31 protein-coding genes are annotated in these 23,308 nt (G+C 54.1%); 8 read left to right on the forward strand and 23 right to left on the reverse strand.

Annotation, left to right across the window (positions count from 1 at the left end; genetic code table 11):
- Positions 1 to 3: 3 nt before the first annotated feature.
- The gene (locus ACLRDN_RS26350; protein ID WP_413460820.1) at positions 4 to 1,215 is read right to left on the reverse strand and encodes a hypothetical protein; all 1,212 of its coding nucleotides are present in this window, start codon (positions 1,213 to 1,215) and stop codon (positions 4 to 6) included.
- A gap of 356 nt (positions 1,216 to 1,571) precedes the next feature.
- On the opposite strand from ACLRDN_RS26350, the gene ACLRDN_RS26355 reads away from it, so the two are divergent.
- Positions 1,572 to 2,792 (forward strand): hypothetical protein, encoded by a 1,221-nt coding sequence (locus tag ACLRDN_RS26355; RefSeq protein WP_413460821.1) that lies wholly within the window; start codon positions 1,572 to 1,574, stop codon positions 2,790 to 2,792.
- Positions 2,793 to 2,851: 59 nt separating this feature from the next.
- Here the strand turns inward: ACLRDN_RS26355 and ACLRDN_RS26360 are convergent, their stop codons facing one another.
- The 12 genes from ACLRDN_RS26360 to ACLRDN_RS26415 form a co-directional block, all read right to left on the reverse strand.
- Positions 2,852 to 3,634, reverse strand: a complete 783-nt coding sequence (locus tag ACLRDN_RS26360; RefSeq protein WP_413460822.1) for an HNH endonuclease — start codon at positions 3,632 to 3,634, stop codon at positions 2,852 to 2,854.
- Positions 3,635 to 3,761: 127 nt separating this feature from the next.
- On the reverse strand, positions 3,762 to 4,007 hold the full coding sequence (locus ACLRDN_RS26365; protein WP_413460823.1) for a hypothetical protein: 246 nt from the start codon (positions 4,005 to 4,007) through the stop codon (positions 3,762 to 3,764).
- A gap of 121 nt (positions 4,008 to 4,128) precedes the next feature.
- Positions 4,129 to 4,407 carry a hypothetical protein gene (locus tag ACLRDN_RS26370; RefSeq protein ID WP_413460824.1) on the reverse strand — a complete coding sequence of 93 codons (279 nt, stop codon included), beginning with the start codon at positions 4,405 to 4,407 and terminating at the stop codon, positions 4,129 to 4,131.
- Positions 4,400 to 5,248 (reverse strand): DUF6685 family protein, encoded by an 849-nt coding sequence (locus ACLRDN_RS26375; protein ID WP_413460825.1) that lies wholly within the window; start codon positions 5,246 to 5,248, stop codon positions 4,400 to 4,402. The genes ACLRDN_RS26370 and ACLRDN_RS26375 overlap by 8 nt, the downstream gene beginning before the upstream one ends.
- A gap of 10 nt (positions 5,249 to 5,258) precedes the next feature.
- Positions 5,259 to 5,537, reverse strand: a complete 279-nt coding sequence (locus ACLRDN_RS26380) for a hypothetical protein (RefSeq protein ID WP_413460826.1) — start codon at positions 5,535 to 5,537, stop codon at positions 5,259 to 5,261.
- 128 nt (positions 5,538 to 5,665) lie between these two features.
- Positions 5,666 to 5,965, reverse strand: coding sequence for a hypothetical protein (locus ACLRDN_RS26385; RefSeq protein WP_413460827.1), 300 nt, complete (start codon positions 5,963 to 5,965; stop codon positions 5,666 to 5,668).
- 67 nt (positions 5,966 to 6,032) lie between these two features.
- Positions 6,033 to 6,458: a hypothetical protein gene (locus ACLRDN_RS26390; RefSeq protein WP_413460828.1), complete on the reverse strand. Its 426-nt coding sequence runs from the start codon at positions 6,456 to 6,458 to the stop codon at positions 6,033 to 6,035.
- A gap of 795 nt (positions 6,459 to 7,253) precedes the next feature.
- Positions 7,254 to 7,439, reverse strand: a complete 186-nt coding sequence (locus ACLRDN_RS26395) for a hypothetical protein (RefSeq protein ID WP_413460829.1) — start codon at positions 7,437 to 7,439, stop codon at positions 7,254 to 7,256.
- 6 nt (positions 7,440 to 7,445) lie between these two features.
- Positions 7,446 to 7,760 carry a hypothetical protein gene (locus tag ACLRDN_RS26400; protein WP_413460830.1) on the reverse strand — a complete coding sequence of 105 codons (315 nt, stop codon included), beginning with the start codon at positions 7,758 to 7,760 and terminating at the stop codon, positions 7,446 to 7,448.
- 377 nt (positions 7,761 to 8,137) lie between these two features.
- On the reverse strand, positions 8,138 to 8,416 hold the full coding sequence (locus tag ACLRDN_RS26405) for a hypothetical protein (RefSeq protein WP_413460831.1): 279 nt from the start codon (positions 8,414 to 8,416) through the stop codon (positions 8,138 to 8,140).
- Between the two features lie 94 nt (positions 8,417 to 8,510).
- Positions 8,511 to 8,981, reverse strand: coding sequence for a hypothetical protein (locus ACLRDN_RS26410; RefSeq protein ID WP_413460832.1), 471 nt, complete (start codon positions 8,979 to 8,981; stop codon positions 8,511 to 8,513).
- 83 nt (positions 8,982 to 9,064) lie between these two features.
- A complete protein-coding gene (locus ACLRDN_RS26415) occupies positions 9,065 to 9,871 on the reverse strand; it encodes a DUF5677 domain-containing protein (protein WP_413460833.1) in 807 nt (268 codons plus the stop codon).
- A 637-nt stretch (positions 9,872 to 10,508) separates the two neighbouring features.
- Between ACLRDN_RS26415 and ACLRDN_RS26420 the strand changes: the two genes are divergently transcribed.
- Positions 10,509 to 11,168: a DNA-binding protein gene (locus tag ACLRDN_RS26420; protein WP_413460834.1), complete on the forward strand. Its 660-nt coding sequence runs from the start codon at positions 10,509 to 10,511 to the stop codon at positions 11,166 to 11,168.
- A 570-nt stretch (positions 11,169 to 11,738) separates the two neighbouring features.
- Here ACLRDN_RS26420 and ACLRDN_RS26425 read toward each other — a convergent pair.
- From ACLRDN_RS26425 to ACLRDN_RS26460, 8 genes are all read right to left on the reverse strand, one after another.
- Positions 11,739 to 11,954 (reverse strand): hypothetical protein, encoded by a 216-nt coding sequence (locus ACLRDN_RS26425; protein WP_413460835.1) that lies wholly within the window; start codon positions 11,952 to 11,954, stop codon positions 11,739 to 11,741.
- A 337-nt stretch (positions 11,955 to 12,291) separates the two neighbouring features.
- The gene (locus ACLRDN_RS26430) at positions 12,292 to 12,669 is read right to left on the reverse strand and encodes a hypothetical protein (protein WP_413460836.1); all 378 of its coding nucleotides are present in this window, start codon (positions 12,667 to 12,669) and stop codon (positions 12,292 to 12,294) included.
- Positions 12,670 to 12,761: 92 nt separating this feature from the next.
- Positions 12,762 to 13,469, reverse strand: coding sequence for a GNAT family N-acetyltransferase (locus ACLRDN_RS26435; protein WP_413460837.1), 708 nt, complete (start codon positions 13,467 to 13,469; stop codon positions 12,762 to 12,764).
- 621 nt (positions 13,470 to 14,090) lie between these two features.
- Positions 14,091 to 14,945, reverse strand: a complete 855-nt coding sequence (locus ACLRDN_RS26440) for a hypothetical protein (protein WP_413460458.1) — start codon at positions 14,943 to 14,945, stop codon at positions 14,091 to 14,093.
- A 57-nt stretch (positions 14,946 to 15,002) separates the two neighbouring features.
- A complete protein-coding gene (locus ACLRDN_RS26445; RefSeq protein ID WP_413460459.1) occupies positions 15,003 to 15,380 on the reverse strand; it encodes a helix-turn-helix transcriptional regulator in 378 nt (125 codons plus the stop codon).
- A 110-nt stretch (positions 15,381 to 15,490) separates the two neighbouring features.
- Positions 15,491 to 15,931, reverse strand: a complete 441-nt coding sequence (locus tag ACLRDN_RS26450; RefSeq protein WP_413460460.1) for a hypothetical protein — start codon at positions 15,929 to 15,931, stop codon at positions 15,491 to 15,493.
- A gap of 8 nt (positions 15,932 to 15,939) precedes the next feature.
- Positions 15,940 to 17,268: a type II toxin-antitoxin system HipA family toxin gene (locus tag ACLRDN_RS26455; protein ID WP_413460461.1), complete on the reverse strand. Its 1,329-nt coding sequence runs from the start codon at positions 17,266 to 17,268 to the stop codon at positions 15,940 to 15,942.
- Positions 17,269 to 17,278: 10 nt separating this feature from the next.
- Positions 17,279 to 17,599 carry a helix-turn-helix domain-containing protein gene (locus ACLRDN_RS26460; RefSeq protein WP_413460462.1) on the reverse strand — a complete coding sequence of 107 codons (321 nt, stop codon included), beginning with the start codon at positions 17,597 to 17,599 and terminating at the stop codon, positions 17,279 to 17,281.
- Between the two features lie 336 nt (positions 17,600 to 17,935).
- On the opposite strand from ACLRDN_RS26460, the gene ACLRDN_RS26465 reads away from it, so the two are divergent.
- Complete coding sequence (locus ACLRDN_RS26465) at positions 17,936 to 18,523, forward strand: hypothetical protein (protein WP_413460463.1); 588 nt, start codon at positions 17,936 to 17,938, stop codon at positions 18,521 to 18,523.
- Between the two features lie 162 nt (positions 18,524 to 18,685).
- Positions 18,686 to 19,744, forward strand: a complete 1,059-nt coding sequence (locus ACLRDN_RS26470; protein WP_413460464.1) for a hypothetical protein — start codon at positions 18,686 to 18,688, stop codon at positions 19,742 to 19,744.
- A 480-nt stretch (positions 19,745 to 20,224) separates the two neighbouring features.
- Here ACLRDN_RS26470 and ACLRDN_RS26475 read toward each other — a convergent pair whose 3' ends face one another.
- Positions 20,225 to 20,773: a hypothetical protein gene (locus tag ACLRDN_RS26475; protein WP_413460465.1), complete on the reverse strand. Its 549-nt coding sequence runs from the start codon at positions 20,771 to 20,773 to the stop codon at positions 20,225 to 20,227.
- Positions 20,774 to 21,328: 555 nt separating this feature from the next.
- Here ACLRDN_RS26475 and ACLRDN_RS26480 point away from each other — a divergent pair.
- From ACLRDN_RS26480 to ACLRDN_RS26490, 3 genes are all read left to right on the forward strand, one after another.
- Positions 21,329 to 21,649 (forward strand): hypothetical protein, encoded by a 321-nt coding sequence (locus tag ACLRDN_RS26480; protein WP_413460466.1) that lies wholly within the window; start codon positions 21,329 to 21,331, stop codon positions 21,647 to 21,649.
- 253 nt (positions 21,650 to 21,902) lie between these two features.
- Complete coding sequence (locus tag ACLRDN_RS26485) at positions 21,903 to 22,349, forward strand: hypothetical protein (protein ID WP_413460467.1); 447 nt, start codon at positions 21,903 to 21,905, stop codon at positions 22,347 to 22,349.
- A gap of 9 nt (positions 22,350 to 22,358) precedes the next feature.
- Positions 22,359 to 22,526, forward strand: a complete 168-nt coding sequence (locus ACLRDN_RS26490; protein ID WP_413460468.1) for a hypothetical protein — start codon at positions 22,359 to 22,361, stop codon at positions 22,524 to 22,526.
- A 42-nt stretch (positions 22,527 to 22,568) separates the two neighbouring features.
- Here ACLRDN_RS26490 and ACLRDN_RS26495 read toward each other — a convergent pair whose 3' ends face one another.
- Positions 22,569 to 22,853, reverse strand: coding sequence for a hypothetical protein (locus ACLRDN_RS26495; protein ID WP_413460469.1), 285 nt, complete (start codon positions 22,851 to 22,853; stop codon positions 22,569 to 22,571).
- A gap of 31 nt (positions 22,854 to 22,884) precedes the next feature.
- On the opposite strand from ACLRDN_RS26495, the gene ACLRDN_RS26500 reads away from it, so the two are divergent.
- Positions 22,885 to 23,028 carry a hypothetical protein gene (locus tag ACLRDN_RS26500; protein WP_413460470.1) on the forward strand — a complete coding sequence of 48 codons (144 nt, stop codon included), beginning with the start codon at positions 22,885 to 22,887 and terminating at the stop codon, positions 23,026 to 23,028.
- Positions 23,029 to 23,308: the final 280 nt, after the last annotated feature.

The following is a 23,308-nucleotide window of genomic DNA, read 5'->3' on the forward strand; positions in this document are numbered from 1 at the left end:
AGGTCAGAAAAATGCGGCCAATTGGCTAACTACGCCCGCGGAGTCCTCGGCTACCTTCTTGAACTGTTGAAACTCTTCGTTTCGGGCAGCAGCTTTATTGTCAAGCGAGGGATTAGTGATCAGTTCGACCAGCTGCTCATGGGATTTGCTAAGCGAGTCAAAAACCGCGTTGAGACTCTGACTAGCAGACTCTCCCGAATTTCGTTTTAAGGTCAGTGCTTGATCGAGAAGCTCCGACCGCTTCACGGGATCGCCGGTAGCCCGATAGCTATCTTCGATTTGGCCTCGTGCATTGGCTACTGAAATGTTGAACTGCGTTTGGCTTAGGAGCAGATCAGCCTCGGACGTCTGCCGCAGCGATGAAATCAGCCCGTTTACGTCTGTCTTAGTCTTGATCACCGTTGCCTTTATGGCGTCCGCATCCTTTGCGTTGTCCCGCATGATCTTCAGGTCGTCTGCAAGTTTACTCAATGCGCCCAGGCTGGCGGTCACGCTTGAAAGCGTAGCCGCGTCTGACGTTGAGATTTTCTCTCCACTGAGTTTTTCATAGCCAGCGCTCACCTTCCCTATCCTGTCCGCCGTTGCCTTTACTTGCGATTCGAGATCAGATTTGCTAGCTGACGAAGCCTTCTCAAGAAGGTCTAAGTACTCGGTGAGCGCTTTTATTGAGTCAGCAGTTACCTTCGATGATATCGATGTGACGCGCCCGTATTCGATTTGGTCCAAGAGCTTAGCTAACCCAAGATATCGCGTCTCCACTAGTGTGTTCGGCGATACAGCCCTTGCCCGTTCAGCAGCGAGGGCGCCTTCAAGATTTATGAGGCATGTAGCTTGCGCTTGGGAGTAGCATCCATTCGAGCATTCTGCGGAGCCGGGCTTGCTATCGCATGCAACCAGTGCTTTGCAGTCGGGGCCTGCTGCGAGTGTTGGAAACATCTCGACGTAGCTGGAAAAGATCGCGGATGGCCCGTATCGAACGAAAATCCGCTGTTGACCTATAGGACACTGCTGATCACTGATTATTATTTGCTTTCGCCGCATGTCCTCGGCCTTTGCTGAAGCATCGGCGAGGGAGTTGAGTTGCGTAATTAGTTTGTGTGCTGCAACTGTGTACGTTGTTGCAGCGTCCTTATAAATTACCGAGGCGCATCCGGAGAGCAACAAGAGCGTAATTCCAAGAAGTGCCGCAGTCAGCGACTGGCGAAGATATTTCATAGATCCCCCGATCATATGTTATTGCATTGGTTTTAATGATTTCACACGGATGGGCCCCTATATGCGCCGGCAGGAGGGTGATGCTTGAACCAGCTGCGTGCCGCGCAGAAACTCCAGAGAGAAAGCGTGCGAGCCTACTGAGCCCAGGAGCAGTCTAGTCGGTGGTAGGGGCACTTTCAACCCAGTCGCGGCGATTGCTTTCGCTGTGTAGTTCAGCTAAATTAGCGTCATGGCATTGGCCTAGCGTTCGAACACGTGGGCGCCCCACCCGAAGTTTCCCTCTGCAGCTTGGAGCGTGCTTGATTTCCAATCAGGCTTGATTTTAAAGGGGCGATCAGCCTATTTTTGGAGAAATCATGTCGCTCACAGAAGCGTTCAATGGCGTCGTTCGTACGTCATCAATCATAGCAAATACGCATGACTTGCCTGTCCCTCATGGACAGATCATTGAGGCATGTGCATCAGGATTCGGATTCCGAACAGCAGCGGCTATTAGCCAGAAGTTGAAAGGTTGCGACAACTCAGATCGCGGAACCGTGCCGGCATTCTCACCCTTACGCTTTGTGGAACGTCTGTCTGCGCTGGGTAGCTTTGCGAGTGCTGATTCCTTGGCGGCGTTGCTGGAGGGAGTGAAAATCCACATTGCGTTCGAGCGGTACGAGGGCGAGCGCCTTGCGAGCTGGCAAAGTGAGGGTACGACCCCTTATGAGATTCGAGTCCGTGTCGAGAATGTGAGCAAATTCTCGGTGGTGGATCCGTGGTTTGTTTTGCCGGACTTCTCCAATTCGAAGGGGCCATTCCAAGAGTCGTTCCGCGTTGATTCGGCACACCAGTATCGCCTTTCTGTAACGTACCCTGTCACACGCTTCCACAACCGAAAGGATGTGATGTCCGTCGCACTGATTGACGGTCAGTGGGAAGGGAAGTTGTTTGCCTTTAGGCCCATGAATGGAGACGAAGCGAAGCGGATGTTCGCAAGAGTTCGTAGAGCGCTCGTGCAGTCAATCGCACCAGCGTATTCCACCTTCGTGCACTTTAAGGCGTACAGGCCTGATGGCCTGGAGCAGGGTTGCTTAAGGATCGATCTCGATCTCGCGCCAGCTCTAAAGGCAATGCTGGGGCACGGCGTGATCGGATTGCAAGCAATTGAAGGGTGGTCCATTCTAGGAGGCGGTGCTCACATTAGATTTCTCGATGGCAAGGCGTCGATTGTCGTGATGAAGACGTCCGGAAGCGCCACTATTGGCGCGGTTAAACGATGCGTTTTCCAAGCACTCGCGTGCACCTTGGATGCGATGCAGTATGAGCATCTGCCTCTGCCGGATGGGGATCTGCTCGCCACTGATACGGCAGATATTGTGAGGCTCGATGGCGCGATTCTGGAGATGTTGAGCGATGAAGAACGACGCCTTGTTCACCATTGGCAGAAGGTCGGGAGGAAATACGGCATAGCTGTTCGGCTCCATAAGAACGTGGATGCAGAGAAGCTTTCTCGTACTTCCAACTCAGGCGAGGCTGCAGAGCTAATCCGTTTATCGTCAACAAGTGTTTCCGTTTGGGGTCCCGGGCTAAGTTAACGCCTGGGTATCACAGCCTCTACAACGGCCCGGGCTTGTGAAAGCTCCGGCCGTTCTGTTTAGAGGCCCAGGAGCTTTCCATGATATTGCTCGTACTCCCCTCCCCTAAGTGCGTCGCTGAAGAGAAAAGTCCCATCCCTGATTTCTGCGAGATTGGCGTCGAGGGCTCTGTGAAGATCGCATCTAAGTAGGACGCCATCATTAGCGGTGTTATGAAATCGCCAGTCCCTTCCGGGGAGGTGGGCTGCATCCAGCAACGCAGCGGTTGTGTTCCCGGTGACGGCACAGCGCCACTGGAAGTGCTCGCCCAGCAGCTGGCGAAACTTCCCTTGTGCGAGCCGACGTTCGAGTTCGATCGTCACCTTTTTTGAAGCCGGCTCTGGCGACTGGTCTGGTTCAACCTCGGCCGGGTGTGGAGACGCGGCCAACACTTCGAGCGAGATATCGTAGGTGCGAGCAATCTGCGCACACTGCACTTCTTCAGCAGATCGTGAACCTGAGAAGTAGATGGTAGGGCTCTTCGTGTTGCGGGCAAGTCGGGGATACGCCTCAATTTGTCGTTCGTAGATGCGTGTTATGTCCTGGATTCGAGTCGCAATGTAGTCAACGATGCTATCGCCCTCCATTTTCAGTAGGAGGGCGTGGGTAGCTCCTCTGCGTACGGCGCTGGCAACCCGCTTTGTGACTTTGCTGATGAAGGCCGCGTCGGGATATTCACCATCGTCTGAATCGCCGAGAAAATCTACTTGGACTGCTGCGTAACCGACGCGGTCGTACCATGCCTGCTTCACCCAGAAGACCACCTCGTGCCCGTCAACCGACTTGGCGTGGAGGAACTTCATTGGTCCAACCTTCGTCGATTCTGCCGCGGCAAACCCTTTTTGCTGAAGGAGAATGGGCGCAAGTGTAAGAAGGATCTCCTCCTGCTTATACGATCTCGGCTTTCGGATATTTCTTGTGGCCATAGCGTTAGAAATCCAGGTCGCCGAAGGGTTTTGGCCGGAATATCAAGTCGCCGAAACCGTTCCGCGCAGGCGACGGGGCCTGGCCGATACCGGCTACCAGGCTGCGGAAATATGCGGTGCGAAGCATCTGGTAGCTTGATTCCGGCAGTGGGCGAGCTTCGACCGGCAATAAAGAATTGAGCTCCGAGAGGTCCAGGCCGCCGAGTACGCCTGCGTAGATGATTGCGCGCTCAGTAGGTGTTCTTTTCATTCAAAATGGCTCCATGATTCGATTTGAGTTGCTAAGCACGCTACTTTGCCGGAGGTTGTTTCCTCTGGTTCAGCGCGTATGCACATCAGCTTCTGGTAAGACTCTACAGTAACTACTCGCTTTACGTTGGTTGATTGGCGGGAATGAGGGTTTGCATGATCCGCACGCTGTTTTCAAGCTGAGCCACCCGGGCCCGGAGCATTGAGTTCCTTTGAACTATCACGGCGAACGCCTCTTCAGCTCCTTCAATCTCGGCAGCAGCTTCGATGAGAAGTTGCTGCTGAATTTCAGGCAACGCTACACTGCCCTGGTTCACAAGCGCGCGCAGGCGGCTCGGCACCGTAGACCGATGTTCGGCGGGAACGCCAGTACCGGTTGAGGTTTTGGTGGATTTACGCATCGGGATTTAAGCGACAGTTTTGCCGTAGTAATAGCGCCTCTAGATGACTGCCAACGTCCATGGCTCCGAGAGCTGCCAGTGTACTGCGGGTCATGTCTTGGCGAGCTGCGGTGTGAGGTATCAATAGGCCTACGGCCTGTCGATACGGAATTGGCATTGAAAAGGTGAAGTATGCCGTTCGCTGGCGTCTGAGCTCGTCACGTACCGCCGTTTCAGTCGCCCGAAGTGATATGTTTATTGCCCATAGTGAAAAACGGGATGTCAGGCTTAGCAGTGCGTCTTCAGACAGCGTATGGCGTATGAGGCGCGATCGCAAAGGAACTGAACGTTGCAGACGTGCAGCGATAAATCTGGCGGCGGCCAGATGGTGTGTGCCGCCAGCATTAGAAAGTGTCAGCCGCCCGTCCCAATCCCAGCGCTGAAGAAAGTCGCCGCGTCCCGGATCCGTAATTCTGACCTCGGACCATCGTAGGTGACGTGCTAGCGCCTCATCGGAAATATCAGCGACGAACAGAGGCCGCTCAGTTTCGATGAATTCATCCAGCGTGTCGTAGTGCGGAATATCTTCGTCTAGAGCTGACAGGCACTCTATGTCGGTGATGTCGTAATTGACCAGCGCTTCGGTGCGCTGGACGATGCCAGCCATTTCCGGGAATGCCTGCCTTGCATATGAGTAGGCTCCGCTCGGCTTGAGACTGAACCCCTCCAGAGTGTGGCTGTAAATTGCTTCCGCGGAAAAGGATTGCTCCCATCGTTCGATCATCGACGAGCGAATCGATTTCAGCGGTGGTTGCAATTTATGCGAAGCATGTGAAAGGCAGGACGCCACTCGCGATTTCATGTCTGTAGGCTTAGTCGCTGCGTCCGCTATCGGATGCAGGGTCCGGCAAACTTCTTTCTTCAGGGCTAGAGGGGCCCAGGGTCGTCTCAGCGTGGCGCCACAGGTCCTCATTGAATGGCCGCCAGCGAGCTGAGGTTGGGCTCGCTAGAAATGCCTTCCAGGATGAGAGGGTGTATGGGCTGGTGCGCCCGCTATTGAATAAATCCAGCGCACCCTGCTGGCTAAGGCCTGATTGGTTGACCAGGTCTTTCAGTTCCTCGTTATACGTCTTTTTTTGTAGGGTGTTCATGGCCATTATCATAGCATCGTCGGATCCCGGACTTTGTCGAGTGAGGTACCTGTCGCGGCGTAGGTGCCAAAGAGAAAAAGCCAAGGATCAGTGACCCTTGGCTTTTGTATTGCACATTTAGAGCGGAATCACAGCGAGGTGATTTCGGAGCTGGACATCAAGAGGCATTCATAGAACACGAGTTGGCCGTGCTCACGTTGGGCACCCGCCTGGGCTCGTTCTCGTTCAGCTTGGTCGGGAAAAGCGCGACTCCATATCTCGTTCTCGAACATGGTTTCCGCGGCTTCCACGTCGATCGCCTGGGTATGCAGAACGTGGACCTCTCGCGTTTCGGGTAGGCATCCGCGCATATAGAACCAGAACAGCGGAGTCCGGCCGGCCTGTTGCACTGCATTCGCGTTGGCGTTGGTGTTGGCGTTGGTGGACATCATTTCTCCTCGGTAGTTAGTTGGCATCGACGATATGTCCATCACGCCCTTATATCGTGAGCAGCGATCAGTGTCCCGAGGTTCCTTGTGCGGATGCTGGCTGAGCGCAGCCTGAATCGGTGCTCAGCTTGCTCCCTGCCGCCGCTGGGAATGACAGATTGCTTATCTTCCCGGAAAAGGCGCTGCCATCGTTCTGAGCGACGAGCATTGGCCGGACTATCACCTGGTCTCCTGAAATTGACGCGATACCGGAAATTACCAATGGGGCCGTGCCAGTCGCGGTAAGTAGGACCGGTGAGGCGCCAGTCGCCGTGTTCTTCTTCTGGAAATCCACCGGTGTTATCGCTCTTACACAGCCGGCGATATCGGAACCATCTGCATTTTTTCCGATGACAACGCCGGTATCTTCGGCGTAGGCGGTCAGGGCAGCAAACCCGAATGAGAAGAAAAGGACTGCGGAGATTGGTCGTATGACCATGGTCTTGATGGACATGTTTTGCCTCGTAGTAGGAGTTTTACTGCAGAAGGGCGACGCAAAGTGCGGGACGCCAGGGAGAGAATTGGTCAAGCGTAGGGGGGGAGTCAGACTTACTGAATGCTTTCCGCAGGGCTTAATGCGAAGCGATTTCAGTATCGGCGGCGGATGAAGGCAGACGACTACCAAGGGTCGCCTGGTTTGCTTAGCGCGAGCCATAGGTGATACTCGGTCCATGAATAGACGATTGCTCGCCGGGAAACAAAGGGCTGATTTCGTCGGCGGGTCCGCGGCGATTCTACTGCCCGGAGCTTCAGCTGTAAATCATGTTGGACGTGAGGCTATCGATCAACCGAGTCGCAACCGAGGCCAGCGCCGAGGATATCTGCGTGGAAGGCGCGTAGGGCTGATTCCCCAGCCCCCTCCTTCATTTGGTCGATCATGCGCCAAGTTCGTGTGCGCTCGGCTGGCAAGTGGTCATAAGGAGATACCACAAGGCCGCACGCAAAGCTGCCATCCTCGCGGTGTATTAGTGCGGCGCATAGTTCAGTATCCCCTAGCTCGCGGCCAAGAAGGCAAACTTCGGTCAGGCAGCAGTGTCCGCATCCGTTGCATGGAGTTCCCATCACCGGTTTTGGAAGCGTCGCTATCGGGATGACGCGCCGGGCGCGTGCTGTCAGTGTCATGCGAAGTATTTTAGGGCGAGATAGCCAGTCGTAAATAGCAAGGTTAGATAAAAAAAGCCCCGGACTTGAAAAGTCTCGGGGCTGATGAGGTGGATCGATCAGGGATCGATATCTCAGGGGTTAAGGGTCACTTGGCCAGTCTCCAGCCCGTTTTGTTCGCGACGAGGATTCGATCTTTCACCAGCGCCTTCAGACGATCAGAAACGACTGACCAGGTCTGTACACGGAGATTCGGAATTTCCATCAATTTCTCCCGCGTGTCGCTACCGTTGCGAATTGCAGAGAGGATCTCGTCATCAAGTTGCTTGGTCATTTTCGATCACTTACTGGCTTCAGCCAAGAGGTTGAATTTCACCAGAGGGCCATTGACCGAATCATAGATTCCGTGCTCGGTGTAGCGGCGGAAGGTTTCGTCACAGATGAAGACGTGCTTCGTCCCTTCCGGTTTCTGCTCCGGAGGTGGGAGATGACGGACCGTTACGATGTCGCCATGGCCATCGATGTAGGTCCCACCGTCCACCAGGCGGAGCACTTCCTTGCGTGGTGTCGATGCATTCCGACGTCGGCGGACCTCGTTCAGGCTGATGCCCAGTCGAGCGGCCTCTTGCTTCACAGTTTCTGCGTCTTGGTTCATTGGAGTACTCGCGATGATGTAGTTGATTTGAGGATATCGCCGCCGTTAGCGGCGTCCCTTGAACTGCTTCTTGACCGCGGAAAGCAGCTCTGCGATCGTCAGATTCCCGTTCCGGCGCATGAAAGTCTTCAACGAGCGACTTCCATATCGACGGAGAGACTGCCACTTCTTTAGGTTACGTTCATAGTTCGCGCTGCCCATAAAATCTCCATAGGAAAGTTAATTGCTCAAGGTGATGTCTTTCTTCCGCCTGTAATTTTCATGGCTACTTTCGCTATAACCCGGCAGTTGGAGCCGGCAAATAAAAAAAGAGCCCCGGACCAGTAGGTCGCGAGGCTCGGGATTTTAAGAGGGGTTGGTGATACTGCCTAGACCGTTTAAGCGATGGCGCTATCGATTGCTTCCAGCTGAGCATCCAGTTTCACTTCGTCCAAGAGCGCCGGCGCCCCCAGTAGGATTTTCCCCATAGCTGCAACAGCTTCATGATGCGAATCATACGGCCCGGCTACAATTTTCTGCTGGTGCGTGTCGAATACTACGAATGGCATATGTTTGCCGTCGCCCGCAAACAAACCGTCCTCCCCTATCCCATCTACTACCAGGCGGGGGTTGGCCGAGTCGGTTGGCAAGCTTGGCTTGGTAATGCCTTTGTTCATTTGCTTCCTTTCGTGAGGATGGTGCTACTGATTTGGTCACAAAAAGCAGCCAGCCTCTCGAAAGGAGTGCCGGCCGATTTCGGTGCTGCCATTTTTACTGCCAGAACTTGCGTGCGAGCATCTGCGCTGTGAGTGGATCCGATCCTGCCCGCTTCAGTAGCTCGATATGCTGAGCAATCGCGACCTGTTTGGCTTCGCTTGCCAGAGCCATGATTGTGGTTTCGGGTTCCGCGTCGAAGAGGCTGTTCATCCCTTCCACCAGCTGGCATTGTTTGCTGTTGCGGCCCTCGCCGCCCACGAAGTAAGTTGTATAGACCTGGATGGTCATTTTGGTGTTGCGAATTTCCGGCCGGATGGCGATCTCGTAGAACGGAGAAAGGGGTTTGCGAAATTCAAACTGAACCATGGGTTTGCCTTTCTCTATGGCGCAGTCGTCGTTGCTGAGGATTAGATCCCGCAGCGCCGGCGTCATTTCAAATTCATGTTTCAAAGCTGACAGCAAGCCGTGGACGGCGCCGATGTCTTGGCATTGATCACTGTTGGCTAGTACTTGACGAACTTTCATAATTTCCTCTTGGTTGTATGCCGATGCCGGCGTAGATGTGCAAGAGGAAATGCAAAACTTCGGAGCGGAAAAATGGTGAAGATTTAGACCGGCTGCTGTTGCTCCATCGCGATGATGCGATGGCGGTCATTAAACGTCTGGTAGAGGTCAGCTATGTCGGTACGTCGAAAAGTCTCCGCTAGAGCCTGGAGGTTGGCCAGCCCCGCCGTGACGGCTGACCCAAGCAGGTCCGACAGTCCGTCCACCTGGGGTGCAAAGATGAGCTGTGCGATAAGTCCCTGCTCATCGCGGCGAAAGTGGCGCTCGATGGATGCTAACGATGGGTGCGCTGCCTCGCCGGATAATTTTCGGTAGACGATCTCGTACAGCTTTTCCATGCCGGTCTCCCGCGCAAGCTGACGGAGTTTGATGTCTGCAGGCATCACTGCTGTAGAAGCGATCTCTTCAAGTAGCTTGCGTATGTCCTGAGATTGGTCGTGCTCCGCTTTGTCTACGCCGGCCGCAAGCTGGTCTGCTACCGCGCGAGCCATGCTGGCGAAGTGCGCGTTGTTCGAGGCAGCCATTCGCTTGGGAAAGTCGTCAATCGTAGCTACGGCGGCTTGGAATATTGCGCACTCAACAATACTCCGTGCGACCAGGCCAGCATCAGCCACCATTCCCCGCTCTGCCAGAAGAATCGTCGCCTCAAACGACTGCAGTGCGCGGCCGAATAGTGCGGCCCCAATGAGTTCCCGATCCGAGCGCAATGAAGGCTCCAAGGTGGAAAGGATCGCCACACTGGCCTGGTTTATTTCATAGGCGAGAGCAAACCGTTCGGAAGCGGCTTCATGGGCGACACTGCGCCAATCGCTAACAAGGGGCGAAAGAAAGCCTGCTGCGGGCATTTTCATGGCGATCCTGCGGATTGAGTTGATCGTTCACCCCTGGCGCCGGCTAGGTCGCGGTAGGCGTGTTCTGATTCATCTCGGCGAGCTTCTGCATCCATCATAGCTATGCGCGACCGCAAGGCGGCTAGGTGACGTTTTTGAAGCCAAGGCCGGCTCAGTGCTTTGTCGAGTAGGTCCTGGGCATCCTTTCGAACACGGGGGTGAATTTCCATCAGCAAGGTTTGGATGCTTTGTCGATCAACCCCGGACGGAGAATCCAGTAAGAGGAGGCTGCTCGCAATCAGCGACCCTCCTGTCAACCACCCAACTACGACCAGTTGAAGCGCATCCATGACTTTCCTTTCCACGGCGATCGGCAGCGGCCACTACAGCATCGAGCTGGCGCCGACCCTCTCGGCAATGAGTTGTGCCCCACTGAGACGTCTGGCACGGAGCCTGCCGCACCGGGAGCGTTCTGCTGAAACCTACCAGTGATAACAGATAACGTAACATGATAACGTAACGCGTTATCATGTTACGTTATCATTGATGTTATTGCTGGTGTAGCAATTCCGGGTTCTGCCCCCTTAGTCTTTAAGGCGATAATCTGAGCCCCGATGATAGTATCTCGACCTGGATTTGATAACCACTGCACTCAATAATGAAAAAACCTCCTCTGACCGTTGAGCAAATCGTCGCCGCCGCAGACAAGATTTATGCGGAGGGCGCCATGCCAACCGCCCGCGGAGTCTTAGCGGCGCTCCGTTCGGGATCAATGACGACCATCAGCTCCGTGCTCAAGGATTGGCGTGAGAATAATGCGAAGCTGCTCGAAAATCAGAGTGCAGGGCGAGGAATTTCCCTGCAGCCGGCGGTACTGGCCGGTCTTCAGAAAAACATTCAGGATTTGATCGACGAGGTCCGCAAACCATTGGAAGAAGAGATTCGGGTCCGGGCCGAGGAGATCTCGGATTTGGTTGAGGACGGGGACCAGAGGAATAGAGAGATCGAGGGCCTTTCCCAGCAGCTGGCGGAAGCCGCGGCCCAAAAAGCTTTAGCAGAGGGAAAGTCCGAACAACTGAGCGCTGACCTTGCCTCGTGTAAGGCCGAGTTGGTCAGTGTTCGAGCCGAGCTCGATCTCGCACTCCAGAGGGTTGCCACCGCCGAACAGAAAGCGGCAGTGCTTCAAGCGGGAAAAGAGAACCTTGAAAGTCGACTTTCCGAATTGCGGCAAGACGTCAACGAGGCCCGCAAGGAGGCTCGGGAGGCTCGCGAGGAGGCGGCAGAGCTGCGCGGAAGCCGTCCAAATCAAGGGACTTAACGCACCGCAGCAGCAACTCCTAATCCTGTTTTGACGTGAAACTTTTCTCCATTTCACGAGAGTAGCGGGCCTCGACTGCTGCAGACGCCCCCTCGGGTGTGCCCGCGAATCTTCGAGCATGTAGTTCCAGCCAGGCAGCTCTGAGCCGGCAGTCCGCAGCCAATCGGGCAAGAGTTTCAGGGCCGGCCTTCGCGCTCGGATCAATAGCCATATCGTGCTGCTCACCAAAGGGCTTCGCCAGGTACTGCGGGGTGAAGAGCGGGCCGAGGCTCCCCAGTTAGAGCCGCTATGCACGCTGACTCGGTGTGAAAGCGCTTTGTTCGACCACTGGGATTCCTGAGCGTCTCGTGTTGTACCTGCCCTTTGCCGTCGTACCAGGTGCGTCGGGCGATCCATCGCGTGACGCATCCCGCGGTATATGTCCGCCGTGTGTTGCTGACGACCTCCCAGTCGTTTCCTGCACCGTCTTTCACAATGACAATGGCCACCATGTTGATTTCCGTTCTGTGCTTTGTAGGAATCGAGTTCAGGAGCTGTGCCCGGTAGCGGTATCAGGCTGGTTGCCCTGGTCTACGCATCCTCTGTGACCAATTCCAGCGCATTCTCAACAAATGCTCTTTGAATCTTGCGCCCACTTTTATTTTGCCAGACGCAAAGGACTTTCCCCGGCGAGGTCACAACGCCACGTGTAACGGAATTCGTTGCAACACCAGCGTCACCGCAGATGGCCATCACCTGCTTTGTGCCGCGCTCCCTCACTTTGTCCCCGACCTTGAATTTTTCCATGTCGACCTTGCACTATTGCTTCAACACCTGACCCTAAAATCCAACGGAGTCAGGTACAAGTCATTTGAAAACGTATGGCACTAACCCACCCGCCTGCTAATGCAACCGCACAAAATATACAGTAGAACGGCCAGACCTTATAGAAGGTATCCGAGATCTGAAGTTCGTAGCGGCTCACCAAGCGACGCAAGAATATAGGACCGCCAAAAAGAACAGCGCTTAACGAAACCGTGAGAATGGCCATGATCGCTAGAGCGTTCATAGGCAATTCTGAGCATTCGTGCGGAAAGAACATTTCTTCTCCTTCTATCAATGACCGCCAGCTGGTATCCGAAATTCAGGCGCGGAAGATTGCGTCGTATCCGCTGCGCGCGCCTGACGACGCCGCAAGCTCGTCGACAAGCCCAATGTCTTGCATGTGCTGCACGAAACTAAGGAATTCGCCTAGCCCAGTAATCCCGACATCACGGTAGATTATCCCCGAGCTATTCCGTAGGCCCACCCGCATACGAGCGCTCCGCACATCACGTGCTGAGCCAGCCTGCATTTCAAATTTGTCGGTGATTTCCAGGTCGTATTCAGCCTCCTCCGTACCCTCAACGCGGTGGGTCACGAAAATGGTTTCGATGAACGCGTTGCTATCCTCAGCATTTGCCTTGCTCGTGGCTTGGGCAATTCGTTCTTCCCTGCTGCCTCGTTGTTTTGCTTGTCCCATCTCTTGCTTTCTCGTCGGCATACCGGCCGAAACGGGTCGCCATCAGGCAACTGATTGTGCGTCGGGGGTGTCTCACCAGATCGGAGCAAGCCTCAATTGGCTGTTTTACCGGTTTCACTAAGCTTGCTTGAAACGAATTCTTGTGCACGAAGCTCAGCCTGTGCATTCTGGCGATGAAATCGGTCGAGGGCGGCAGCCCACTCCTGACGTAAAGTGGCTTTCATTCTTAATTGGGCCTCTTTCATTTGGGGGGAGTGCATCATTTCTTGCTCGGTGAAGGTTATGTGTATTCCATTGATCTCACCGAGGTTCATCGCAACGTGCCCGCCCTGGGCACCGATAACGCGAAAGCCGAGCTTTTCATACAGCGGTACCAAAGCCACGGGGCAGTCCAAGCCCAGGTTTGGATAGTGGCTCAACAGCTCATTCAACATTGCTTTCAACAGCCCTCGGCCCCGATACGCAGCGTCGACAACTGCGTACGCAATCGAAGCCGAGGTCAGTGCCGGCGATCGCGGTTTGTAAGTGATGAAGCCAACGAGTTTTTCCGGTGCGACGGAGTCGTCGACAGCAACGATCACCTCAGCAATATATTTCACACCTTGGTGAACGATAGGATTTTCGACCAGCTGTAAGTCGTGCTTCAGCCGCGAGATGACTTCGGCTTGAGTGAAGAGAAGAAAGGGATCAGACCCTTCTACGGTGTGGGCTGAGAGTTCTTTTGAATTAGCGTGCGCAAGACTGGTCGCGGCTTTCTTGAATTCAGCGGGGATATCGCCCCTGAGTCTCAGAATCTTCATTGTGGTCCTTGGTTATCTAATGCTGTCGACAAGTTTTGATGATATCTAAAAACGCTGGCCGAGCCGAAAGTCTGTCCGACTTCATTGAGAGTAAGCCTGCAGGGCGGGAGGCGAGGATGCACCTTTTCGCCCGGTGCTGCATAGGGCTATCCCCACCTGCGGGTTGCTATTACTTTTGCCTCAGTTGGCGAAGCCCCGGCTTCCAGAAGTAAGTCCGTATGGTTCTCGATGGCAAGCGCAATGGCTCTGTTAGCAAACACGACGACCGTCTCCTCAGGCTCCGCAGTGATCATCGCGACGGACCATTCTATGAGTTCAGTGCCTGCACGGGAGCCGCTTTGAGCACGCTCAATTGCGGTCAACACGCGAACTTGGCCAGATTCCACGCTCACTCGAAGGATCTGGGAGTATTGCGGCGAGATCTGGCAGACGAAGTCGCACTGTACCAGAGCTCCGGCACCTTGATTATCCCGGCGGATCTCATTGCAGACAGGTTTATCCGTCAAGCCTGGAGTGGAGGAAAACGCAGTCTTTAGGTCTATCAAAAGTTCTTCCGAGTGTGCGGTGCTGCTTGCGACTAGCGATTTCCAAACTAGGGTTGCAGTTTGCATGCTGGGACTGTTATCGTTGTTGCTGCTGCGGAGCGGTTGCTAGCTTGCGCCCATCGACCAGCCGGTGCAGTCGTCTGTCGGGGACGGCATAGGTGACAGCAGTTACGCTGGGCGAATCCCACTCCTTCCGAGGGGCGTCGAAGCCAGTAGGAGAATTGGGATTTGACTGGACTTCGACTCTGCCCCAAATTTGCCTCGGCATACATGCTTGCGGAAGCTTCCCAAAATGCCGCTTAGAGTAATAACAAATTTTGACTATAGAAAAAAAGAAGAATTGGGCTACTACGAGAGCGAGGCCTGTAACCAGCATGGGAAATGCAACGGATCCGGAGCTGCTCTGGCACCACGCAAAGGCGGCACAGACGACACTTAGGATTAGCAATATGAAACGTAATGGAAGAGTGTAATTGCTGCAAAAATACAGATCGAAGCTTGCTAGCTGGTCGTCCGATGCATGTCGCAACTGCGCCGTCAGCTCATCCATTCCTGCGAAGTAGCCATCAATGTGAGCCATGAACGACACATCAGCCCTTTTGTGGCGCCCATAGAAAGCCACGCATGGTCCCAGATAGCCGGTTTTAAGTTTGAAATCATCAGCTGCTGTGGTGACAACGAAGGTTCGTTCGAGTACATGATGGACGCCAGGGGCTCTCCCTGCGGCGGTCTGTCGAGGCCAGTTGCTCGTCGGCTCGATTCCCGAATTTGAAAGAGCTACCTTTAAGGCAGTAACCTGGTTATCTTCAAGTTGGAAAATCACAGCCCCGTCGGGGCTGAGCGGTGATATACCCAGCTGATCGCAGTACGGCTGAAGGGCCGGTCGGGAACCTGCGGCGAAAACGATGTTGAATTCTTTTGTTGAGGTCACTATCGGATATATGAAAATTTGAGAAACGGGTGTCCGATCGCTTGGGACTATTTAGATTCACAAAGCCCCGAGATCTTTCAAGAGACGCTTATTCCGATCCTGACGGGCCTTGATTAGGGCGGAAAATTCGCGAATATCATCTGAGCCCAGGTAATCCATCAACAAGAGCCACTGGTTCTGGGATGGCGAGAGTGCCTCGTTTTTCGATGGCGAAGTTTTGCCATTGTTAGTATCGCCGCCGAGCAGCCATGTGGTGCTCACCTTGCAAGCCTTCGCTAGCTTTTCTGCTGTTTTGATCTGGGGACCGCCGTGGCCTTTCAAGATCCGATTGATGGTTGGTTGAGGTACTCCAGCGTTACGGGAAAGGTCGGATTGAGATGCAAACCCAGCCTCAGTCATAGCCTTGAGTAACCGTGTGGCAAGCGTGGATTTCATAGTAAGAATTAAGTAGTTATGAAGTGAAATATCGTGCGTCGTGTCAGCTCGTCGGCGTCAAGACGATCCCATGGTTGGTGGCATAGGCATACGATCACGCCGCGCGATCCCTAACGAAGCGGAAGGAGCCAACTCGCGAGTTTGGCAGCGAACAAGGGCTTGATCTGTTCTGCTTGTGCTTGCCCGGGTTCCACTGCGGCGACGTGACCACCAGCATTTCCTCGCGACCATCGTTCGTCGGCCCATTCTAAGAGAACCTCTGCCGGTTCGCCAGCGATCGCCCGCCGCAGAAGATCGCAGGCCGCGTAGACCTCGCCTCCTCCGCCGGTTATTCGTTCGTCCGCAACGGCCGCAGGACAATTCAACTGCTCGGTTCGCAATGTCTTCAGCGCATCCTCGGCTTTAGGGAAGACGGTCATGATTTCCCAAGCGATGGTGAGTGGATGTCCGGGATAAACCGGATATTGTCCTGTTACCTTAATGATCTCGTCTGCTCCGTTCACGGATTCTCCATTTTGGATCCTGGTTGGCCAGTTTTTGCGGCCGGTCATGTGTGCACTCAGTAAAGCAAATCGATCTGATCCGCGATCTCTTGGGTTTGGACTTCTGGCAATTTGGCTTGCTCAGCGAAAGATCGCCACTGTCCCACAGCAGAGCGTACCTGGTCGATGATTCGGTTGATCCGTTTGATTGTGGAAAAGCGATTCCCTTCTTCCAGAATGTCATCGATACCAATGCCCTTGAACTTTCCATTCACGCTCATGAGATGCTGGTGTGTCCATTCGCTGGTGGGACTGTATGCATGCGTGACATCGTAGGCGGGCGCAAGGCGCCATTCACGCGTATCCTGCGGCAAGAGGAAGCTAAAATTTTTACTATGGTCATCGCAGTTGTTTGAAAAGATATTTAATATCATTCGGCGAAATGCTTCGTCCATCTGTTCGGGTGGAAGATCCAAGGCGGAGATCGTTTGAAAAAGCTGAGCATAGGAATTTGTCCCCTTCAGCTTGAAGTCGACGTGGGCCATCGCGCAGAGGGTGATGATATGGTGCCGCTTGCCTTCGGAATCTCGGTCAAACCGGCGTGTCATAAAGTGAGCGCGGCCGTTCTCCTCCAAAAGACGGCAGTCCGTCATTTCAACGCCGGCCTCACGTGCCATGAGGTGATATGCATATTCAATCCGGCCGTAGTTCTCCGTCGCACCCAGGTCGAGGTCGTTTCCTACTCCATCGAACTTGAGTAGATATTGGTCAAACCCCTCCGGAGCATCGAGTTGTCCAGAGCGGATCTCCTCCGTTTGGCTGTTCCACGCGATGACTGCTTTAGCGCGAGCGCCGCCGGCCGAGGTGCCAACGTCAATGATGCTACGCAGCGCCGCGTTGGTGTGCTCATCACCTTGAAAGTCGCCTTTCAGAGCGCGTCTTGCCTCTGTAACCAGGTCAGTCAGCACGATTGAGGTCGGTTTGGTTCGACGTGGGCCGCGGGTCGGCTTAAAAGTGAGCGCGCCCATTCCGCGCTCGCCCATGTAGGCCAGGCGATCTAGCGCCGTAATATCCGAGGCCGGAATGCCTTGCTCGGCCATGTATTTGTTGACCAGCGCGGAACCGAACTTATCTGGCAGCATATCGGCCAGCACGGCTGGAAGGCCATAAAAAGTTTCTTTCGGAAGATCCTGAAATGTGTATGGCTCTTGCCGCAGCGGCATTTGCAGTGGTGCGAGCTCGATCCCTGATTTTGCAAATTCCGGAGTAAATGCGAACGCGTATGCTGGGTATTTGGTATCCGCGGCGACGGTGCCCACTTTTTCCCCCCAGATGTGCACGTCGATCGCTGTGACGTGTACATACTTCGTTGCTGGTTTCTTTCGGCGTGATGATTTGGTGGCCATAATGCTCCCGTTATACTGTTTTACGACGGCCGCTGCTTGACGGGGAGGTAGCCCTCTGTCTCTTGGCACTGTCTCTTGGCATGGTTAAAGGATTGAAGCCGGAGGGGGCTAAAGTATCGATCCAAGACTCACGATTGATGGCTCGAAGGACGCAAACGAGAGTGCGGATCGTGGAGCCGGTCCCGTTTTCCAGGCTTCGAAGTGCGCTCAAGCTGACTCCCGCCGTGTTGGCGAGTGATTCTCGCGTGATGTTAAGGCTCAACCTGTACTCTCGGACATTCTCTCCGAGTGTAGCCTCCAATTCCTCAGGCGTAAAATTGCGTTTAGCCACGTTTTTCCCCTAACGGTAAATAGTGGAAAGAAAACATCCGACCCGCATAAGTGTGCAACTATGGGTGGAAAAACAATAGTTAGCGTATCATACGTCTGTGGCGAATGCAAAACCGGTAAAGAGTTAAAAAGCATCTTTTAAATCGGTTAATAGCTTCTAAAGGGTTGAAAAGCAGCATTTAAAGGGTGTGTATCCATTTGGTAGTTGCGGGCAGAGCGTGAAAGAGGTTGATTCGAGCATCACGAACTCGATCACCTTGCAGGGGCCGCGTGGTCCCAATATCAAAGATAATGACTGGACCATAGAGTCCGTCAGTCAGCTAATCGCCGGGGGCGCATGAAAATCAAAATTTGCTTAGCTGCAAAGGTTTGCTTGGTTGTTACGATGATAAGTCCTGCGATCTCTCATGCAGAGGTATATGCGCAAGCGGGTTATCGCGAGCGCCAGGATGGCGTGATCCTCATGACTCAGACATGCACGGCCGACAAAACCGGGCAGTTAAAATACGCGGTGGGGAGACTGGGGGGGCATGTGCGGGAAGGATGCTACCTCATCAATCACCGCGGAAATGCCGTGGTGCGATGGCAAGACGGAGCGGTCGAGGAAATCCCGGCTGGGCGTTTCGATGTCAAAGCAATTCCCAAGGTGCCAACTACCAAGACGTCAAAAGCATGGCTTGTCGTTGGCGGGAAAGAGAAATGCATTCGCCTGGAAAACACCCTTGAGGTCGAGTTTGAGCAGCTTACGCAGCGCTGGGGCAACCGGATTACCCTATTGAACAAACCCCACGATAGTGACGGATACAGGTCGTTCTTTGTTGCTGCGAAGGACAGTGATGGGCAGGATTACGCATTTACCGTGACAGATTCCCAGCCGTCATGCTTCAAGATGAACGATATCTGGCAGAAGAACGGCGGGAAGTAAGCGTCGGCGATGCCGGCGTCGCCCAAGAATATGCGGCACGGTGTTCGCCGCTTGCACACATTACCTAGCATGGTCCGTAAAAGCATTGATGAATTTAAGCCGCAAACAAGAAATCGCCTCGCGATGAGGGCCGGGTATCGATGTTCTATGCGTGGATGTGGAGTGCTGACGATAGGCCCCAGCGACGAAGCAGCTGATGCCACGACAAATATCGGCGTAGCCGCTCATATCCATGCCGCAGCCCCCGGCGGCCGTCGCTTTGACCCACAGATGTCGTCGGAAGAGCGCTCGGACATCAGAAACGGCATCTGGCTTTGCAGCTCGCACAGCGTGGAAATCGATCGTGATGAGACGCGATACACGCCAGCCCTCCTCATCGAGATGAAAGAGGAACATGAGCGCTCTATTGCCGAGGAGTTGAACACCGGTCAAGGCTTTTTGCGAGGCGCAGATCTTGTCGCCATCGGCCCTGACATCGCTGTCCTGGGGGAGCTTTTAGGCAGCTCTGCGCGGGCCTGGAACTTGCGGATCGACCATTTTGTACAAGGCAACATTCGTACGCTTATAGCGTTCATTGAGGGCTTTAAGCAACGGGATCCGTTCGACTGCTTTTTGGTCGTCAACGCACTTGGCGACGGGCGTCAGCTAGCCGGCGAGCCGACCTGGCGCCGGGCCGGGAGGTCATTGGAGTGCTCCTTCCCAATCCGAGCCCGCTTTCCCATAGAAGATGCAAATGCGCTCGCTCCTACGCTATCCAGCAGTGCCAGTAATGACTTGGTGCTTGAGAAGGGTGACCTCGCGATGGTTTCGGGGATCGCCTCGCTACCTCAGCGCATTAAGCAGGCGCTGTCTTACGTCCAAGGTGAATCAAAATGGAATCCAAAGGCTGGCTCCCGCCTAAAAGAGTTCTTTGACGACTTTGGGGACTCACCGTGGTTGGAGCGTTGGATGAAGCTCGATGTAATTCGTCTGGCTTGTGTCCCCTACCTTGATTTTGCATCGAAGAGGCCATACACGCTCATTCCAAGTGTGCGATACGTCGAGGCAGTAGAGATCCTGCCTGGAGAGCGCCGGGGTGATTGGCAGTCCGTCCGCTTAAAGTTGGAGGTCGAAGGCATCGGACCGTGGGAAAATGTGGTGCCGGTCTTTATGCCAGCCGGGTCAGGTCCTGTCCGGCCAGCTGGTAGCCTATCCGGCAAGGCCGGGGAAGATTCCCAATGACAAATTTCATTTATAGGCTAGATGGAGCCGCTAGCCTTGCTGCAATAACCACTAGTTCGTTTCGCGCTCGCCGATGGACTACCGATTCTCCGCTCCACCAATTTCTTCGATCTAGAAACAGCGATTTGTCCGACGGTGAACGGATCTATCGGATGTGTTTTTGGACTTCGCTAGAGAAAGCTCGCGAAACCAAACGAAGAGATTACAAATCCTTTCCCGATACCGTGTTGCTTAGATGTACTGAGAGTGCTTTGCGTGATGCCGGCTTCCAAAGAACATGGGACGATCAAGTACGTGAGGGTGATGCATTCATGTTTTGGCTCGTAGAGCAAGCTTCATCAACCAACCAGAGGTTTTCAGACAGTTCGATACCATTCGATGCGTTCCAAGTTTCGGTGGATACACGATGGGTTTCCCTCCCCTTCTACCTTGCGGATGCCTACCGCCAGCTGGGGTAAGGGGGACTCGCAGGTGCCGACCTCAATAGCGGGCCATTTTCTCCAAGGCTTCTTCGCGCGTCGCCGCCTGAAAAACGGTGGTCACCTGAGCAGGAATTTGCCATACGGCTTTTGAAGCTTCGCGATACCGTATCGCTTTCGCCTCCGTGTCAAACTGTTTGACGTCTTTGGCACCGTTCTCAGACACGAACCCCAGCCAGTAACTTTGTGGCCGATCGGGGATGGGAGTAGGTGCCTGAGACCGTTTGGCGTGAGCCTCGGCCAGAGCTAAGAGCTTTGCGACCTCTTCAACATTGCGCGCCTCGGCCTCTACATCGCCGATGCGCAGCTTCACTTTACGCCCTGCAGTGCGGGCAATAAAGGCAATGGCAACTGGCGCTAATACCTCAAGCAGAAGCTTGACATCTTGAAAAGAAAAAAAGCCTGTTAGATGCCCTCCTCCATCAACCGAATCCACGGTGTATGCAGTAAAAGCTTTGGGTTTGGTCGCCGCCTTGAAGGCCGCAAGCTCAGCCTGATAGGCTACGCTGTTGATCGGTGTATCGCCTTCGGGGGCGGCAGACAGGGTCACGGAGACTGGAAATTCACTTGGCATTGGGTACCTTTGGCGGCGAAACTCAGCGAGACATCGAGCCGGCAGCGCTAAGGCCGGGTGCTCGTTTAATGTTGACAGACTACTACATTTTATTTTTCGAGCAACCCTTCGCAGCGCGCTTCCTACACGCCAACCCACACGAGTGAAGCGGCCCCGGAGTGATGTCATCGTCTGGCCAGTCCAGTTTTGGTCTAACTGCGCTTTTTCATTGTACGATAGGGGCGCCGCGTCCATATTTTGAGTCTGGTGAAAGGAGTTCTTAGAGTTGCGGCAAGGCAACTAAAAGTTGATGAACCTCTGGAGGTAGTTGGCAAGATTCAGCGGTAGCGGACGTTCAGCCGGACGCCGAGAACATTTTTGACGATGGAGATGCCCAAAGGGGAAGCGACCACCCTGAGAGTCGAGGAGGTCGGATGTTTCCGACATTATCTGTTGTTTCAAGCAGGTCAATACGAGGGAAAACAAACGAGAACGCCGCAAGGCCAATAAATTGAAGTTGTAGTCAGTAAGGTTTGATGCGAGGAATTTCAAATGATTTACATCGAAGACTTGCAAGATGACATCCAGGAAGTCCTGGAAATCAAGGCAGACGTAGCGGCCGATAAGGCCAGCGAAGACACGTTGGATGACGCTGTTTCGGACCTGGAAAAGCGCCTCGGAACCGCGTTCTTTGGGTGCGACGGGTATAACGACTTCGTTCCTCGCCCGGGAGCTCGCAGGGAGTTCGGGGCACTGGGAACTGTGACAGGCAGCAAGCTCGACCCTAAGTTGGTGATCGAGGACCCGGACGATCCTGACAATCCGCTGATCGTGGCGATCGCTAATCCGACGAAGCAGTATCCGGAGGGGTGAACAGGTAGCTTGATCGACCACAAGAACAAATTATGACCAGAAGGGCCGGTGTACGCATCGGCCCTTTTTCGTTGATACGACTGATTATCAGCCGCTGAAGAACATTTCCCAAGGCAATTAATCCGAACCTGATTCCATACCGCGTCATTTGACGGTACCGCAGGTCTTAAATCAACCACCCTATCGGGATTTCACCATCCCGACAGGGGTAGTGCGTCTCGATGGGGCTTCAATTTGACAGAAAGGAAGCATCATGTACGAGGCAGCAAGAGTGCGTCATGACGAACAAGGTCAGGAAACGGCGGATCTTCCGCAGAAATTTGCCCATTTCCATGAAGCGCTGAAGTACGTAAGTGGCTCTTCGGTTTCGCAAGACGGAAACCGGCCGTGGATTCGCGATACAACCAAACCGGCACTCGCGCAGTTTTTGGTGATTGGCGGTAATGCGGTGTATTCGTGGGAAAAGGAGCGGTTCTACCAGACGGCCCGAATCCGTATGGACATTGGTTTCGATCATATCGCCGGGATGTTGCCAGGCGAGATCGTCGCTGTGAAATACTGGCATCACGTTTTTGACGTGACCTCCAGGATTTATCGACCTCTGTTCTACATCGCGAAGACACAGGACTTTAAGCGTCACATTGAAGAAGGTACCTTTGCAACGGTATTCAATGCGGCACTCGAAGACTTCTGTCTCTAGGAGGGTTTGATGGAATTGACCCGTCGCATCCTTCGCAAGATGGAGTCCCGGCGCCGTATCGGGTGGGTCGATTATTCGACCGACAGCTACGACTACAGGGTCGCGAACGCGAGAGCAACACGTATTCGCCTGCGTCGCAGGGGGATCCGGATGACTCTCAACGAGCTCATGACCTGAAATGTAGCGCCCGTCTAAAAAACAGACCGTAGATTGGAAACATCAACCCAGCGGGGATATCCATCCCCATTGGGGATGCTTCGCGCAATTAAGGAAGCTAAAGATGAAGCTAGCAAGCAAGAGCGTAGTTGGAAGCTGGCAAACGATGTCGGGAGGCAAGCCATGTTGATCCAACTGCCAGACGATGCCGTATCGGTCGGCTACAAGGAAGTGCGGCCTTTCCAGCATGAACAGGTGTTTCAAAGCGCAAGTGCCGGGTTCACTGGTACAGAGCATGAATTTGTCCAGGCTGGCCACGGATATGCGTATCACCAAGTAGATGCTCATTCGCGTCGCTCGGTTTGTGTGGGGCAACGACATGGATGATCCGCATCTGATTCCGAATGCCGACTGGCAAACCCAGCAGCGAGGCTCAAACGATCAGGAGTATCAGATCTATGTGGCCAATGCTGAAGCCCTCGGTTGGAAGGTGAAAACCTACGACGAATGGCTGCAAAGCTAAAGTCAATGTCAAAAAGCTCAAACCCCCGCGTTCTTTAGAACCGGGGGTTTTTCTATTGTGCAACGGCCTTCAAATCCCTATCTTCTAGCGCCGCCCCCCCCCCCCCGAAGTGTCCGATTCGCCGGCGCTGGACACTGTAAATCCCGGTGGCAGTTTGCCATGCCTGCCACCGGTCGATACGTACTCAATTTGGCACTCATCGGGATTGCTATCGGTTAAGAAAGCTTATCAGTATAATAAGATAGTGTCGTACAGATCAGCTCAGACCTCCAGCGGCGTC

Source organism: Herbaspirillum huttiense, from assembly GCF_047300815.1.
GTDB lineage: Bacteria > Pseudomonadota > Gammaproteobacteria > Burkholderiales > Burkholderiaceae_D > Herbaspirillum > Herbaspirillum huttiense_A.

Bases quoted from the DNA above. Each gene is read 5' to 3' on its own strand.
- ACLRDN_RS26350 (WP_413460820.1), bottom strand. From the start codon at position 1,215: ATGAAATATCTTCGCCAGTCGCTGACTGCGGCACTTCTTGGAATTACG.
- ACLRDN_RS26355 (WP_413460821.1), top strand. From the start codon at position 1,572: ATGTCGCTCACAGAAGCGTTCAATGGCGTCGTTCGTACGTCATCAATC.
- ACLRDN_RS26360 (WP_413460822.1), bottom strand. From the start codon at position 3,634: ATGAAGTTCCTCCACGCCAAGTCGGTTGACGGGCACGAGGTGGTCTTC.
- ACLRDN_RS26365 (WP_413460823.1), bottom strand. From the start codon at position 4,007: ATGAAAAGAACACCTACTGAGCGCGCAATCATCTACGCAGGCGTACTC.
- ACLRDN_RS26370 (WP_413460824.1), bottom strand. From the start codon at position 4,407: ATGCGTAAATCCACCAAAACCTCAACCGGTACTGGCGTTCCCGCCGAA.
- ACLRDN_RS26375 (WP_413460825.1), bottom strand. From the start codon at position 5,248: ATGAAATCGCGAGTGGCGTCCTGCCTTTCACATGCTTCGCATAAATTG.
- ACLRDN_RS26380 (WP_413460826.1), bottom strand. From the start codon at position 5,537: ATGAACACCCTACAAAAAAAGACGTATAACGAGGAACTGAAAGACCTG.
- ACLRDN_RS26385 (WP_413460827.1), bottom strand. From the start codon at position 5,965: ATGTCCACCAACGCCAACACCAACGCCAACGCGAATGCAGTGCAACAG.
- ACLRDN_RS26390 (WP_413460828.1), bottom strand. From the start codon at position 6,458: ATGTCCATCAAGACCATGGTCATACGACCAATCTCCGCAGTCCTTTTC.
- ACLRDN_RS26395 (WP_413460829.1), bottom strand. From the start codon at position 7,439: ATGACCAAGCAACTTGATGACGAGATCCTCTCTGCAATTCGCAACGGT.
- ACLRDN_RS26400 (WP_413460830.1), bottom strand. From the start codon at position 7,760: ATGAACCAAGACGCAGAAACTGTGAAGCAAGAGGCCGCTCGACTGGGC.
- ACLRDN_RS26405 (WP_413460831.1), bottom strand. From the start codon at position 8,416: ATGAACAAAGGCATTACCAAGCCAAGCTTGCCAACCGACTCGGCCAAC.
- ACLRDN_RS26410 (WP_413460832.1), bottom strand. From the start codon at position 8,981: ATGAAAGTTCGTCAAGTACTAGCCAACAGTGATCAATGCCAAGACATC.
- ACLRDN_RS26415 (WP_413460833.1), bottom strand. From the start codon at position 9,871: ATGAAAATGCCCGCAGCAGGCTTTCTTTCGCCCCTTGTTAGCGATTGG.
- ACLRDN_RS26420 (WP_413460834.1), top strand. From the start codon at position 10,509: ATGAAAAAACCTCCTCTGACCGTTGAGCAAATCGTCGCCGCCGCAGAC.
- ACLRDN_RS26425 (WP_413460835.1), bottom strand. From the start codon at position 11,954: ATGGAAAAATTCAAGGTCGGGGACAAAGTGAGGGAGCGCGGCACAAAG.
- ACLRDN_RS26430 (WP_413460836.1), bottom strand. From the start codon at position 12,669: ATGGGACAAGCAAAACAACGAGGCAGCAGGGAAGAACGAATTGCCCAA.
- ACLRDN_RS26435 (WP_413460837.1), bottom strand. From the start codon at position 13,469: ATGAAGATTCTGAGACTCAGGGGCGATATCCCCGCTGAATTCAAGAAA.
- ACLRDN_RS26445 (WP_413460459.1), bottom strand. From the start codon at position 15,380: ATGAAATCCACGCTTGCCACACGGTTACTCAAGGCTATGACTGAGGCT.
- ACLRDN_RS26450 (WP_413460460.1), bottom strand. From the start codon at position 15,931: ATGACCGGCCGCAAAAACTGGCCAACCAGGATCCAAAATGGAGAATCC.
- ACLRDN_RS26455 (WP_413460461.1), bottom strand. From the start codon at position 17,268: ATGGCCACCAAATCATCACGCCGAAAGAAACCAGCAACGAAGTATGTA.
- ACLRDN_RS26465 (WP_413460463.1), top strand. From the start codon at position 17,936: ATGAAAATCAAAATTTGCTTAGCTGCAAAGGTTTGCTTGGTTGTTACG.
- ACLRDN_RS26480 (WP_413460466.1), top strand. From the start codon at position 21,329: ATGATTTACATCGAAGACTTGCAAGATGACATCCAGGAAGTCCTGGAA.
- ACLRDN_RS26485 (WP_413460467.1), top strand. From the start codon at position 21,903: ATGTACGAGGCAGCAAGAGTGCGTCATGACGAACAAGGTCAGGAAACG.
- ACLRDN_RS26490 (WP_413460468.1), top strand. From the start codon at position 22,359: ATGGAATTGACCCGTCGCATCCTTCGCAAGATGGAGTCCCGGCGCCGT.
- ACLRDN_RS26495 (WP_413460469.1), bottom strand. From the start codon at position 22,853: ATGAGCATCTACTTGGTGATACGCATATCCGTGGCCAGCCTGGACAAA.
- ACLRDN_RS26500 (WP_413460470.1), top strand. From the start codon at position 22,885: ATGGATGATCCGCATCTGATTCCGAATGCCGACTGGCAAACCCAGCAG.